This window comes from Variovorax davisae, from assembly GCF_030316845.1.
In the GTDB taxonomy this organism is placed as follows: domain Bacteria; phylum Pseudomonadota; class Gammaproteobacteria; order Burkholderiales; family Burkholderiaceae_C; genus Variovorax; species Variovorax davisae.
Genome location: NZ_JASZYS010000012.1, coordinates 94,040 through 106,851 on the forward strand (window position 1 = coordinate 94,040; position 12,812 = coordinate 106,851).

Sequence of the window (12,812 nt, forward strand, 5' to 3'; positions counted from 1 at the left end):
CCCTCAGAGCAGCGGCGTGTAGGGCGAACTCACCGGCTTGAGCGTGGCGCCGGCCGGGGCGCCGTAGCGTCCGGTGTTGCCGAGCATGTAGCGCAGGTACGCGCTGACCGTCACCTGGCGGTAGTTCTGCGCGTTGTTGAAGGCCATGGCGCCGCCCAGGAAGAGCTGCGGTGCCACCTGGTATTCGACGACGCCGGCCAGGTTGTAGGCCACGCCCGTGTGGCTGTTCGACAGGTAGTAGCCGGTGAACGGGGCCTTGTTGAGGCCCAGTCCGGTGGCGTTCGCGACGGCGCTCGCGGCGGCCGCCTGGCGCGCCGGGTCGGTCGGAAACCAGGGCGAGGCGTCCTCCGTGAACGACTGGATGCCCAGCGAGGCGTTGAGCCGCCACGAGAGCCGGTCTTCGCGGCCGGTCCAGTCGACCGGGAAGGCCACGCTCACATAGGACTGCGGACTGAAGTAGCCCCCTTGGCCGAAGGTGAAGAAGCTCAGGTTCTTGTCGTAGCTCAGCAGGTCGAGGTTCATGCCGGCGGTGAGGGTCGAGCCGGGCTTGCTCAGCAGGTGCACGTACATGCCACCGCCCAGCTCGTAGCGCGAGTTGTCGGCCACGTTGCGGCCGGTGAGCGAATGGGCCGAGCCGTAGCCGTAGATGCCGTAGGTGCCGTCGTCGCGGGTCAGGTCGAGCCGCGCGCCGGTCGCCACCACGCCGCCCCAGCGGTCGCCGGTGCGGGTGTCCTCGGTGCCGGCGAAGGACAGCAGGCTGTCGGTCACGGCGCGGCGCGACAGGTCGGCCTTCATGGACACGGTGTCGGACAGGGCGCCGCTGTAAGTCAGATTGCCGACCGCATTGGTCTCCTGGAAGCCGAGCGGCGTGGTGCCGATGCTGGCGTTCAGGTTCTTGCCTTCGTAGCCGACGGCGAGGCCGACGCCGCTGGCGTGCTGGGCATCCACCGCGGGCACCCGGCCCGCGAGCAGGTCGATCGCCGCCTGCGGCCCGCCGCCGAAGCGGCTCGAGGTGCCGTAGTCCTGGGCCAGCGCGCCGTTGTCGAGCACCGTCGGCGTGGCGCTCAGCACCACCTTGCCGTTGCCGGCCGGGAAGCGGGCCTCGATCGGCACCTGCAGGTCCTGCAGGCGGCTCAGGCCCGATTCGCCGTCGCGGCTGCGGTAGACGCTGCCGATGTCCAGCGTCGTGCTGCGTTCGGACTGGAGGTCCTGCAATTCGCTCAGCAACGGGTTGGCCGGTGCCGCACCGGCGCGTGGCGGGGCGTTCCAACTGCCTTCGGTCGCCAGGGTGCTGCCGGGCACGGGGGGCGGCAGCGGATAGGCCGGTTGGCCGGCGGGCTGGGGCAGTGGATAGGCTTGCGCCTGGGCCTGGACTTGGGCATATGGGGGCGCGGCCAGTGCCGGTGGAGGCAACGGTGCAGCGGCCGTCGGCGTCGCTTGGCCGGCCGCGGCATTGCGGCGGCGGAATTCGGCGCTGTTGCGCGGGGCGGTGGACTTGGTCGCGGTCGCGGCGGCGGTCGCCGGTGCGGCCGCGGTGCCGCCGGCGCTCCAGGGCAGGTTGGCCGCCGGCACACCCGCCGTCGCGGCGTAGGCGGGCGGCGCGGCCACGGGCAATGGCGGCAGCGTCGCGATCGGTGCCGCGCCGCCGCGCATGCCGGCGAAGGGCGAGGCCTGGGCGCCGGCGGCCGCCGGATAGCCCGGCGCGGGCAGCCCGACCGGCGGCAGGCTGGCGGCGAACGGGTTGCCGCCGCTGGCGGCGCCGCCGGTCATGCCCGCGAAGGGATTGGCGGCGGGCATGTTGGCCTGGCCGGCCGCCAGGCCGACGCCGCCGGCCGCGCGGCTGTCGGCGGCGACGGCGGCGCGCAGGTATTGCTCGGCCCGGGCGTTGTCGCCCGCATTGCGGTAGACCCGGCCGGCGGCCGCCAGCACGCGCGACTGGTCGGGGGCCTGCTTCAGGGCCGCCTGCACGTAGCTTTCGGCCTCGCCGTGGGCGCGCAGCGCGCTGGCGCTGGCCGCGGCGGCGAGCAGGGTGTCGAGGTCGGTCGGACTGCGCTGCAGGATGCGCTGGTAGATCGCCAGCGCCTGCTTCTCGTCGCGTGCTGCCGCATAGAGCCGGGCCAGCGCGGCCAGCACCTGCGGGTCGTCGGGCCGGGCCGCCAGCACCGGCGCCATCGCGTTGTAGGCCGCTTCGAGGTTGCCGGCCTCGCGCAAGGCGTCGGCCTGGCGCAGGCTGAAGGCGATGCTCAGGCGCTCGTAGTCGGCCCGCTGGGCCGTGGTCATGCTGGCCGGCTGCAGCTGCCGCAGCACGGCGGAGAGTTCGACGTCCTGCTGGGTCTTGAGCAGCACCGAGGCGTAGAGCAGGCGGTCGCCGACGCCCGGGTTCGGGCTGCGCGCCAGCAATTGGCGGCTCATCGCCAGGGCGCGTGGCGCGTCGCCGATGTCGGCGTAGGCGCCGGCCAGCTGGCCCCAGAGCTCGGGCGGCATGTCGGCGCCGAGCGCCGCTTCGGTCTGCGCCAGCACGCCGCGGGCCGCGGCCACCTGGCCCTGCCGTGCCAGCGCCTGCGCCTGCTGCGCCTGGCCGGCGGCCCACAGGCGGCGCTGCAGCTGGGTCATGTCGCGCGTGCGCGAGGCGGCCGGGATGCGGTCGAGGTACTGCAGGCCGGCCGCCGGGTCGCCGGCATCGGAAGCGAGCAGGGCGCTCGCGTAGAGCGCGTCGGGCATGTCGGGCTGCGACATCAGCAGGCCGTCCATGACGCCGCGGGCCTGCGCCATCAGCCCCTGGCGACGGTAGATGTTGGCCAGGTCGAGCCGGACCCAGGGGCTGTCGGGGGCGGCCAGCATGGCGTCCTCGAGCGTGCGCTGGGCGCCGGCGTTGTCGCCGGCCTCGGTCTGGGCGCGGGCCTTGGCGCGCGCCGCCTCCACCTTCACGTCCTGCAGGCTGCCGACCTGCCGCGCCTGCTCGGGGCTGAGCCGCTGCGACAGGGCCATCGCCTCGTCGCTGCGGCCCTGGCGGGTGTAGGCCGTGATCAGGCCGCGCAGCGCCTGGGTGTCGTTGGGCTTGCCGTCGAGCGCGCGCCGGTAGCCTTGCTCGGCGCCGGCGTAGTCGCCGGCCGCCAGCCGCAGGTCGGCCAGCGCGACCTGCCCGACGCTCTCTCGCGGGTCGATCTTGATGGCGCGTTCGAGCAGGCCCTGGGCCGTGCGGGTGTCACCCTTGGCCCGCGCCGCATTGGCCTGGCCGACCAGGTTCCAGTAGGTGGCGCTTTGCAGCGCCGAGGCCCATTTGCCGCCGCCGGCGCTTTTCGCGGCCTGCTCGAGCAGCTGCTGGGCTTCGGCGAAGCGCTCCTGCCGCAGCCGGATCAGGCCGAGGCCGCCGAGCGCCTCGGCGTCGCCGGGCTCGACCTTCAGGGCCTGCTGGAAGCGCTGCTCGGCGGTCGCCGTGTCGCCGCGATCAAGCGCCTTGAAGCCTTCGCCGAGCGGCTGGGCAGCCGGCGAGGCCGGGGTGGCGGCGCTGCGGGCGGCGCTCAGGCCGTCCAGCCGCGCCTGCACGGCGGGATCGGGATGAGCGGCCAGGAATTCGGTGTAGAGCGGTGCGTCGGGCTGGCGGGCGTCCAGCCAGATCAGCGCCTGGCGCCAACTGGCCGTGGCCGCCACGCCCACCCCGGGCTGCGTCGACAGCGCCATCAGGCTGCGGATGCCTTCGCGCCGGGTCGGTTCGCGGTAGGTCTGCAGCTGGGCCAGCGCCAGCTTGTAGCCGAGGTTGTCGGGCTTGTCCTTGACCAGCTGGTCGAGTCCCTTGCGGCCTTCTTCCCAGCCCTGCTGGGTGCCGCCGAGCAGCTGGTAGTACTCAACCGCCAGCGGCTCGGGCGGCGGCCGGTTGGCGAAGATCGCGCGGTAGATCTGGATCGCCTCGGCGGTGCGCCCGGCCTTGGAGGCGGCGCGTGCGCGCTGCAGGTCGGTCTGCGGCGTGCCGGATTGAGCGCCCTGCGGCGCACCGCGCGGGTCGTCGGGATGGGCGGCGTGCAGCCGCGTGATCCAGCCGCGCGCCGGCTCGGGCTTGCCGCGCGCGAGTTCCACCTGCGACATGCCGTACATCGCATCGGCCGACTGCGGATCGATGCTCAAGAGCTTGCGCCAGCTCTCCTCGGCCAGCTCGGTCCGGCCCATGCTCTGCCAGTAGTTGCCCTGTTCGATCAGGGCCGTCTTGGCGTCGCCCTGGGCGTGCACCGGCGTGCCTGCGTACAGCGCGCCGACCAGGCCCAGGCAGGCCATCAGGCGACTCGCGGCGGTGGAGCCCTTCAGGCGAGTTGGGTGGCGGGGCATAGCAGTCTCCAATGGGTTTGCAGCTGGCCGGTGCGGCTGAACGCGAAGCGGCCATCGAGCCAGGCTTGTCCGAAGAGAAGCAGCATGCGCTCGTAGTACGGAAGGGGCGTGGGCGCGGGCTGGGCCGGGCTGCCGACCCGGGCGCGAACGCGCGCCAGCTCGGCGTCGAGCTGCGGCGTGAGCGCCTGCGCCTTGAGGTAGGGCAGCAGCGCGCCCGAAAAGCCGACCGGGCCGGTGCCGCGCATGACACCGGTGTCGGTGTCGACGAATTCGGCCATCGGCTTGCCCTGTTCGAGCAGCCGGCGCGGGCCGTAGAGCGACTTCAGCAGCGGCTGGCGGGCCGGATCGGCGGCGTGCAGCATGCCGGCCCAGAGGTAGACGCGGATGGCGTCATAGCTGCCGACCGCGCCCTTCTCCGGATCGGCGACGAAGGCCTGCTCCTTGGTCGACCAGGCGCACCAGTCGGGCGCGAAACCCTGCGGCGTCACCGCGGCGATCATGCGCACCGTGTTGTCGGCGATCTCGCCCCACGGGCCCTTGCCGTCCAGCTGCTGGAAGCGGCGCAGCAGCTGCAGCGGCAGGTAGCTCGGGTTGAGCCGCCAGGCCGGACCCTTGGCCACCGACTTGGGCCATGGCAGCAGCATGCGGCCGAGCCCCGGCAAGCTCACGACCTCGTCGCGCGCGGCCATCGCCAGCACCGCGCGGGCCAGGGTCTGGTAGCGCGGCTCGTTCCACAGCCGGCCGGCTTCCAGCAGTGCGTAGGCGATCCAGAGGTCGGAGTCGGAGGCCGGGTTGTCGTCGAGCACGCCCCAGCTGTCGTCCGGCTTGTGGCCCCACTGCCAGGCCGGCAGGCGCTGCGCGAGGCTGCCGGCCGCCAGGTTCTTCTCGGTCCATTCGAGGATGCGCGCAAAGGCGGCGCGGTCGTTGTGCACCAGCGCGAAGAACAGGCCATAGGACTGGCCTTCCGAGGTCGAGTGCTGCTTGGGCGTGTCGAAGTCGACGATGCGGCCATCGGCCTGCAGGTGGCGGGCGGCAAAGGAGGTCCAGTCGGTCGCCGGCAGGCAGGCGCCGACGGCCTGCTGCGCCGCGGCCGGCAGGGCGCTGGCGAGCGGCATCAGGGCCAGGCCCGCCAGCCAGCGGCGGCGGCCGATGGTCGCGGCGGGGGCGGAGGGGGCGAGCGAGGGAGGTCGGGTCATGGCCAGGGGGCTTTCGAGGCCGTGTCAGCGCAGCCGACGGCGGGCGCGCAGTTGAAGACTGAGGTAGGCCGCCACGGCACCGATGAAGGCCAGCGCCACCACCGCCGCCGCCAGCAGCAGCGGGCTGCGCGACAGGGTCCATTGCAGCCACATCACCGGCGGCAGGCGGCCGACGTAGTAGGTGCCTCCGGCCAGCAGGCTGCTGACCTGGGTGCCGCGCACGAAGGCGGTGCTGCCCTGGATGTCGCGCACCAGGCTCGGGCTCATCAGCGCGTTCAGCAGCGCCGGCTGCGAGGCCGCGGTGGCGACCACCGCCACCACGCTGCGCTCCTTCTGCAGCGGCGACTCGAAGCCGGCCAACACGGCATCGGTGCCGTCCTCGGCCACCGTCATCCGGGTCGTGGCGGGCAGGTCCTCGCGCTGGCGGGTGCCGGTGATCAGGTCGAGCGTGTCGTCGATCCAGCTGCCCAGGTGGAACTGCTTGGCTTCCGCGCTTCGCTTGAGCGGCATCCGGTCGGCCCATTGGGTGAACAGCGGCTGGCTCTGCAGGCTGCCGAGGACCAGCAGGTCCTTCTGGGCCCACTGCGAGACATTGGCCGCGCGCCCGAGCGTGAGCCTGAGCGCCGGATAGCCGGTGGCGTTGCCCAGGTGACCGAGCAAGGCCAGGTAGGTCTCGACGTCGCTGGCCTCGGGCTGGTCGGGCAGCACGACCACGGTGTCGGCCAGGTCGGCCAGGCGGGAGAAGGGGAAGCCGCTGTTGGCATAGGCCGCGAGTTCGGGCATCGCGATGTAGTGCGGCAGCCCCGAGACGTCGATGGTCGAGGCCGGGTCGATGTTGCCGCGCACGTTGTCGAGCAGCGGCTTGCAGTCGCTCGCCTGCGGCTCGAAGTAGTAGTGCATGCGAAGCTGGCTGCGCGAGCCCACCACCAGCGGCGACAAATGGAGGCTCTTGCTCTGCGACACGGTGCCGTCGGGCAGCAGCGGCAGCAGGAACTGGTTCCACCAGTGTTCGCCGGCCGGATTGGCCGCCCGCAGCGGCAGCGAGGCGACGAAGCTCTCGTTAAGGCTCAGGTTGAGGGTCGACTGGTCGGCCCGCACCCGCGGCGTGTAGTTGAAGCGCAGGTCGAGCGGGTAGCCGCGGCTGCGCCAGGTGAACAGGTCGGGCGCCGGCTGCAGGTTGACCTTGACCACGTCGGGCGCATAGCCCGCGACCGAGAAGTCGGCCACCGGCGCCAGTTCGCCGAGCTTCACCGCCCGGTCGTCGGCGAGCCAGCGCGGCGAGTCGTAGGGCCGGCGCGCCGGCGGTTCCTGGAAGTTGCTGACCGTCGCCGTGCCGCCGGTGAAGACCCGGCTGTTGACCGCCAGCGCCGCGGCCGCGGTGCGCAGCTCGGCGGGATTGCGGCCCAGCACCAGCAGCAGCTTGTGGGTGGCGTCGCGCGGATGGTCGACCACGCTGAGGGTCGGGCCCTGGATCGGCGGCAGGCTGAGGCCGTCGATGGTGGTCTCGGGCGTGGCGAACACGACCGCATGGGCAGCCGGGAGTTCGCCGTTGCTGACCGGGAACACCGCGCCGCGGTAGCCGGCGAGGCCGCCGAACCAGGACGAGACGATGCCCGCGGCTTCGAGGGTCGGCGTGCCGGCGGCGTTGCCGAACACGAAGGGGATGCTGGCGCGGCGGACGTCGCGGCGGTCGAAGAAGGGCTGCGGCAGGCTGCCGAGGTCGGACGCCACCTTGAGCGGCACGACGTTGAGGCGCAGCGTGCTCGAGGCATCCACCGTGGCCCACAGGCTGCTGTGCACCGGGTCCTCGCATTCGCGCGTGTAGTGGCCGACCAGTTCGATGTTGATGCGGTTGAAGTCGGTGATCAGCCGCCGGTCGATCGGGATCTCGGCGCTCTGGGGCTTGCCGGCTTCGCCGCGCACCACCGGCAGCGTGGTCACCAGCACGTCGTTGACGCTGACCTTGATGTGGGACAGCTCCGGGATCAGCGCCGGCGAATAGGCGTAGTTGAGCTTGAGCGCCGCGCTGGTGACCAGCTCGTCGGCCCGGACGCTGAACGGGATGCCGACCGTGCCGCTGATGCCGCGCAGGTTGATCGCGTAGTCGACGCCGAGCTGGGTCAGCGTCAGTTCGCGTGTCGTGCCGGCAGGGGGTGCCGGCTGCGCGATGGCGGGCAGGCCGGGCGCCGCGGGCGTGGAGGCCGCGGGCTTGCCCTGCGCCAGCGCCGAGCCGCCGGCCCAGGCCAGCAAGGCCAGCGCGATCGCGCCCGCCTGTTTCCGATGAAGCGCCGATGTCACGTAGGTTCCTTTGCGTTGGCGGTGCGCGGCGCGGCCGGGGCCGGGCGCAGTTTGCGGCCGGCGGCGCGCGCGTAGTGGCCGAACATGTCGCGAAAGCCGATCAGGCTGATGCGCGCGATGTGGCCGATCACGCGGTGGGCCGGCACCCGCGGGTGGTTGCCCCAGCGCGCGGCCCAGATGTCGGCGCGGGCGGTGGTGCACTGGACCAGCGCGCGCTCCTGCGCGAAGTCGAGCGCGCCGAACTGCAAGCCCAGGCGCTTGCCGCGGTTGAAGCGCACCGTCGCCGGGAAGCGGTATTCGGTCTCGCCGCGGTACAAGGCCACCTCCAGCGGCGCGTCCTGGGCGAGCGCGATCTCCGCTGGCAGCTCGAGGCCCAGTCCGCCGCTGGAGAAGTCGAAGGTGTTGCAGCGCATCGAGTGGCCGTCCGCGAAATGCAGGGTGGCCGGCACGTTGAGCGTCACCCGGTGGGCGCCGCGCACCTGGCGCGACTCGTTGGCCGCCGCCACGCAGGCGCCCAGGATCATCAGGTTGTAGGCGGTCCAGGCCAGGTTGAGCCAGACGGTGGCGATGTTGTCGGCGTCGACCCAGGTCAGGCGCCAGAGGCCGGCCGCGACGCCGAGGAAGTTGAGCGCCAGCAGGAACAGGCTGGCCTTGGCGATCTCGGTGTCGAAGTACTGCTCCTGGATCAGGCCGCCCTTGGCCGTCACGTTGAAGCTGCCGAGCTTGGGGTTGATCAGCGCCACCAGCGTCGGGCGGAAGATGTACCAGGCCAGCACCGCCTCGTAGACCTCGTTCCAGAACAGGTAGCGGAAGCGTCCCTGGATGCGGCTGTTGGTCAGGTTGGCGTGGAACAGGTGCGGCAGCGCATAGGCGAAGATCATCGGCGCCGAGGCGTGGATTACGCTGGCGCCGAACAGCAGGTAGGCCAGCGGTGCCGTGAGGTAGATGATGCGCGGCAGTCCGTACAGGAAGTGCAGCATCGCGTTGATGTAGCAAAGGCGCTGGGCCCAGTTCAGGCCGCGCCCGAGCAGCGGGTTGTCGACCCGGAAGATCTGCGTCATGCCACGGGCCCAGCGGATGCGCTGGCCGACGTGGCCGGACAGGCTCTCGGTCGCCAGGCCGGCCGCCTGCGGCAGCGCCAGGTAGGCCGTGTTGTAGCCCCGGCGGTGGATCTTGAGCGCGGTGTGGGCGTCCTCGGTCACGGTCTCGACCGCGATGCCGCCGACCTCCTCGCAGATCGTGCGGCGCAGCACCGCGCAGGAGCCGCAGAAGAAGGTCGCGTTCCAGAGGTCGTTGCCGTCCTGGATCAGGCCGTAGAACAGCTCGCCCTCGTTGGGCACGGTGCCGAAGGTATCGAGGTTTTTCTCGAACGGGTCGGCCGAGAAGAAATAGTGCGGCGTCTGCACCATGCCGAGCTTCGGATCGCGGCCGAACCAGCCCATCGCGATCTGCAGGAAGGAGCGCGTCGGCGTGTGGTCGCAGTCGAAGATGGCGATGAATTCGCCGCTGGTGTTCTTCAGCGCCGCGTTGATGTTGCCGGCCTTGGCATGGCGGTTGTTGTCGCGCGTCACGTGGTGGACGCCGACCCCTTCGCAGAACACCCGGAACTCCTCGCGGCGGCCGTCGTCGAGCACGAAGATGTTGATCTTGTCCGGCGGCCAGTCGATCGACTGGGCCGCCAGCACCGTCGGCCGCACCACCGACAGCGGCTCGTTGTAGGTCGGGATGAAGACGTCGACCGTCGGCCAGTCGCGTGGATCGTCCGGCAGCGGATGCGGCTTGCGCTCCAGCGGCCAGGCGGTCTGGATGTAGCCCAGCAGCAGCACCACGAAGGCGTAGATCTCGGCCATCAGGAGCCCGCTGCCCAGCACTAGGTCGAGCAGGTTGTCCATGTACATGGTCTCGGTGATGCGCCAGTACATGTAGCGCGACGAGACGATGACCGACAGGAAGATCATCACCAGCGTCGGGATCCGGCCCGGGAAGCGGTTCAGCACCAGCGCGGCGATGAAGATCGCGACCGACAGCGTGAGCTGCTGGTGCAAGGTCAGCGGCGTGATGACGATCATCGGCAGAACCACCAGCGTGATGGCCCAGGCGACGAAGCGGGGCAGCCGATGGCTCGGGGGAGGCGGCGCGGCGGGGGTGGTCATGGTCGGCGGATCTCTGCGGGGTGCGCCGGTGGCGCGAGGCGTCGGAGGAGCTGGCGCGCGCACTGGACGAAGTCGTCCGCGGCCTGGCTGAAGGGGGCGTAGCGGCGCACATCGGTGGCGCTGGCCAGCGCCTCGCACACGGCCTGGTCCTGGTGGACCACGCCGAGCAGCCGGTCGCCGAGCTCTTGGCGCAGCGCCTGCAGAACGTCGCGATTGAGGCGCTTGCCGGCGTCGACCTGGTTGACGATGCAGACGCTGGCGATGAAATCGGGACGGCCGCGGCAGTACTTGTCGACCATGCGGTCGACCAGCGGCAGCGTGGCGAAGGACCCGGCGTCGGGCAGCACCGTCACCACGCCGAGCTGGGCCACGCGCAGCGCCTGCTGCAGGTAGACCGACGGCCCCGGCGGCGTATCGAGCAGCACCAGGGTTTCGGGCGGGAGCCGGAAGCGCGCCAGCGTCTCGGCCAGCCAGCCCGGATGGTCGGCCAGTTGGCGCTCGAGGTCGATCTGGTGTTCGTCGTCGATCGCGCCGAAGGGCAGCAGCACCACGCCACCCCGGCCCGGCTGCATCGCCTGGGCCCAGCTCGCGCGTCCGGCCAGCGCGCCGGCCAGGCCGCACTCGCAGGCCGTGCGATCGAGGGCCAGGTGGAAGCGCAGCGCGTTCTGGGGATCGAGGTCGATGGCCAGGACCGGATGGCCCGCTTCCGCCAGTGAGGTGCCGAGATTTGCCGCCACCGTCGTCTTGCCGACGCCGCCCTTGGCACCGATGACCGCGACCACGGGCATCGTCAGGTGGGCTTGCGCCATCGGGACATGAGCCCGTGGCCGCCTTCGGAGGCCGCTTGCTGCTGGCCGGCCAGCCGGGCGAAAAGGAGGTCGAGCTCGCGCGGCGCGCCGGCCGGCGACGCCGCGACCGCGCTGGGCGCGGGGCCCGCTGGCGTCGGCGCCGGTGCGGCTGCCGCGGGCTCCGGATCGGGGGCACGGGGTGCGGGCGCCGTGACGGCCGCTGCCGGCGCGGCCGGCGCACCCGGCGACCCCGGGACCAGCGTCCATGCGCCCTGGGGCTGGCCGACTTCCGGCGCCGGCTCGAATTCCTTGTAGCCCTTGGCGTCGCCGCCGAACTTGCGGAACAGCCCCGCCACGTCCTCGGCTTCGCGATCGTCGTTGCTCATGGCTGGGCCCTGCCCAGCCGCAGCACGACCTGTTGCGATCCGTCCGCCGCCGCGGCTTCGGCCCGCACCCGCAGCGCCGGCGGTGTGCCCTGGGCCGCGAACCAGGTCTGGTAGGCACCCTCGAAGAAGCCGTCCGCCCAGGGTTCGGCGTCGGGCCCGAAGGCCATCGCCAGCGGGCTGCAGGCGTGCACGATGCGCAGGTGGTCGTCCTGCTCGTGCAGCGTGGCGAAGCCCCAGTCGATCGCCTCCCAGCGGCCGTTGAAAGCGGCGCGCAGCTGCTCGACGGTATCGCAGCGCTCCACCGGCAGCGCCAGCGCGATGCGCTCGCCGATCCGGCGGAACAGCTGGCGGATGTCCTCAGGCGGCAGGCCGGCGCTCAGTTCGGCGGCGAAAGCCCGGTTGAATTCCATCCACTGGGCGGAGCATGTACGGCGTTCGTAGTAGCTGAGGAGGGCGTCTTTGTCTGTCATGGGCAACGGCTTCGATTGTCACGGCGCTGCAGCGGATTGACAACAAAGCGGCGCCCGGCTGTCGTGTGGATGCGATTTCGGGTTCAGTGGCCGACGACCCGGTTGCGGCCGCCGCATTTGGCTTCGTACAGGCGGGCGTCGGCGGCCGCGATGAGCAGGTCCGGCGTCGCGTCGGGCGGCGCCACCATCGTGGCGGTGCCGACGCTGACGGTGACCGAGGTCGGCTCCGGCGCCTTGTGCGGCAGCGTCGTCCGCTCGACCTCCTGCCGCAGCGTCTCGGCAATGGCGCCGGCCTGCGCGGCCGTCACGCCCGGCAGCACCATGGCGAATTCCTCGCCGCCGAAGCGCGCCGGCAGGCAGGCCGGATCCGGCTGGGCCTTGCGGATCGCCTCGGCCACGCATTTCAGCGCGTCGTCGCCCGCCAGGTGGCCGAAGCGGTCGTTGTAGTTCTTGAAATAGTCGACGTCGATCATTAACAGCGACAGCGGCGACCCCTGGCTCTGCGAGGTCGCCCAAGCGCGTGCCAGGTAGTCGTTGAACGAGCGCCGGTTGGGCAGTCCCGTGAGGCCGTCGGAGTTGGTCAGCCGCTGCAGTTCGAGGTTGCTGAGCAGCAGCTTCTGCTGGCTCAGGCGCAGCGCCCGGTAGGCGTTGTCGCGCTCGACCAGGGCCATGTAGGCGCGCGAGTGGTAGCGGATCCGGGCGATCAGTTCGATCGGCTCCGGCAGCTTGACCACGTAGTCGTTGGCGCCGATCGCGAAGGCCGATCGCTTCATCTCCGGCTCGTCGTTGGAGGACAGCACGATGATCGGAATGTCGCGGGTCTCGGGCATCGAGCGGTAGGCCAGCACCAGGTCGAGGCCGTTGGCCTCGGGCATGACCAGGTCCTGCAGGATCACGGTGGGGCGCACCTCGCGCGCCCGGGCCACGGCCTCGGTGGCGTGGGCGCAGACATGGACCTCGATCGCGGGGTCGACCGCGAGCATCTTGCGCACCATCATCGCGATCACGGCCTGGTCGTCGACCAGCAGCACGGTGACCGTGTCCTGCGCGCCGTCGTCCGGATCTTCGGCTCGCGTATTCCCGGGCATACTCATCGGACGATGAACGCCGGGGCGAGCCGGGCGGCGGTGGGCTTGATGGTGATCGTCGGATGTGCCATGGAGACCTGGAACAGTTTCAGCAAGACGTGGGGTCGCCCGGA

8 protein-coding genes are annotated in these 12,812 nt (G+C 71.7%); all 8 read right to left on the reverse strand.

The features are described 5' to 3' along the window. Positions 1-3 precede the first annotated feature (3 nt). The 8 genes from QTI33_RS24990 to QTI33_RS25025 all read right to left on the reverse strand — a co-directional run bounded on the left by QTI33_RS24990 (position 4) and on the right by QTI33_RS25025 (position 12,699). Positions 4-4,320 carry a cellulose biosynthesis protein BcsC gene (locus QTI33_RS24990; protein ID WP_286509056.1) on the reverse strand — a complete coding sequence of 1,439 codons (4,317 nt, stop codon included), beginning with the start codon at positions 4,318-4,320 and terminating at the stop codon, positions 4-6. Then, positions 4,296-5,516: a cellulose synthase complex periplasmic endoglucanase BcsZ gene (gene bcsZ / locus QTI33_RS24995; protein ID WP_286509057.1), complete on the reverse strand. Its 1,221-nt coding sequence runs from the start codon at positions 5,514-5,516 to the stop codon at positions 4,296-4,298. The genes QTI33_RS24990 and bcsZ overlap by 25 nt, the downstream gene beginning before the upstream one ends. Before the next feature lie 24 nt (positions 5,517-5,540). Next, complete coding sequence (bcsB, locus tag QTI33_RS25000; RefSeq protein ID WP_286509058.1) at positions 5,541-7,814, reverse strand: cellulose biosynthesis cyclic di-GMP-binding regulatory protein BcsB; 2,274 nt, start codon at positions 7,812-7,814, stop codon at positions 5,541-5,543. Continuing rightward, positions 7,811-9,967, reverse strand: coding sequence for a UDP-forming cellulose synthase catalytic subunit (gene bcsA / locus QTI33_RS25005; RefSeq protein ID WP_286509059.1), 2,157 nt, complete (start codon positions 9,965-9,967; stop codon positions 7,811-7,813). Before bcsA ends, bcsB begins: the two co-directional genes overlap by 4 nt. Then, a complete protein-coding gene (gene bcsQ, locus QTI33_RS25010) occupies positions 9,964-10,776 on the reverse strand; it encodes a cellulose biosynthesis protein BcsQ (RefSeq protein ID WP_286509060.1) in 813 nt (270 codons plus the stop codon). The genes bcsA and bcsQ overlap by 4 nt, the downstream gene beginning before the upstream one ends. Then, complete coding sequence (locus QTI33_RS25015) at positions 10,758-11,141, reverse strand: hypothetical protein (RefSeq protein WP_286509061.1); 384 nt, start codon at positions 11,139-11,141, stop codon at positions 10,758-10,760. The genes bcsQ and QTI33_RS25015 overlap by 19 nt, the downstream gene beginning before the upstream one ends. Beyond that, on the reverse strand, positions 11,138-11,611 hold the full coding sequence (gene bcsD / locus QTI33_RS25020) for a cellulose biosynthesis protein BcsD (protein ID WP_286509062.1): 474 nt from the start codon (positions 11,609-11,611) through the stop codon (positions 11,138-11,140). The genes QTI33_RS25015 and bcsD overlap by 4 nt, the downstream gene beginning before the upstream one ends. Before the next feature lie 83 nt (positions 11,612-11,694). Continuing rightward, a complete protein-coding gene (locus tag QTI33_RS25025; RefSeq protein WP_286509063.1) occupies positions 11,695-12,699 on the reverse strand; it encodes a diguanylate cyclase domain-containing protein in 1,005 nt (334 codons plus the stop codon). Positions 12,700-12,812 lie beyond the last annotated feature (113 nt).

Coding starts and splice junctions, on each gene's coding strand:
- bcsZ (WP_286509057.1), bottom strand. CDS start 5,516: ATGACCCGACCTCCCTCGCTCGCCCCCTCCGCCCCCGCCGCGACCATC.
- bcsQ (WP_286509060.1), bottom strand. CDS start 10,776: ATGGCGCAAGCCCACCTGACGATGCCCGTGGTCGCGGTCATCGGTGCC.
- QTI33_RS25025 (WP_286509063.1), bottom strand. CDS start 12,699: ATGCCCGGGAATACGCGAGCCGAAGATCCGGACGACGGCGCGCAGGAC.
- QTI33_RS25015 (WP_286509061.1), bottom strand. CDS start 11,141: ATGAGCAACGACGATCGCGAAGCCGAGGACGTGGCGGGGCTGTTCCGC.
- bcsD (WP_286509062.1), bottom strand. CDS start 11,611: ATGACAGACAAAGACGCCCTCCTCAGCTACTACGAACGCCGTACATGC.
- bcsA (WP_286509059.1), bottom strand. CDS start 9,967: ATGACCACCCCCGCCGCGCCGCCTCCCCCGAGCCATCGGCTGCCCCGC.
- QTI33_RS24990 (WP_286509056.1), bottom strand. CDS start 4,320: ATGCCCCGCCACCCAACTCGCCTGAAGGGCTCCACCGCCGCGAGTCGC.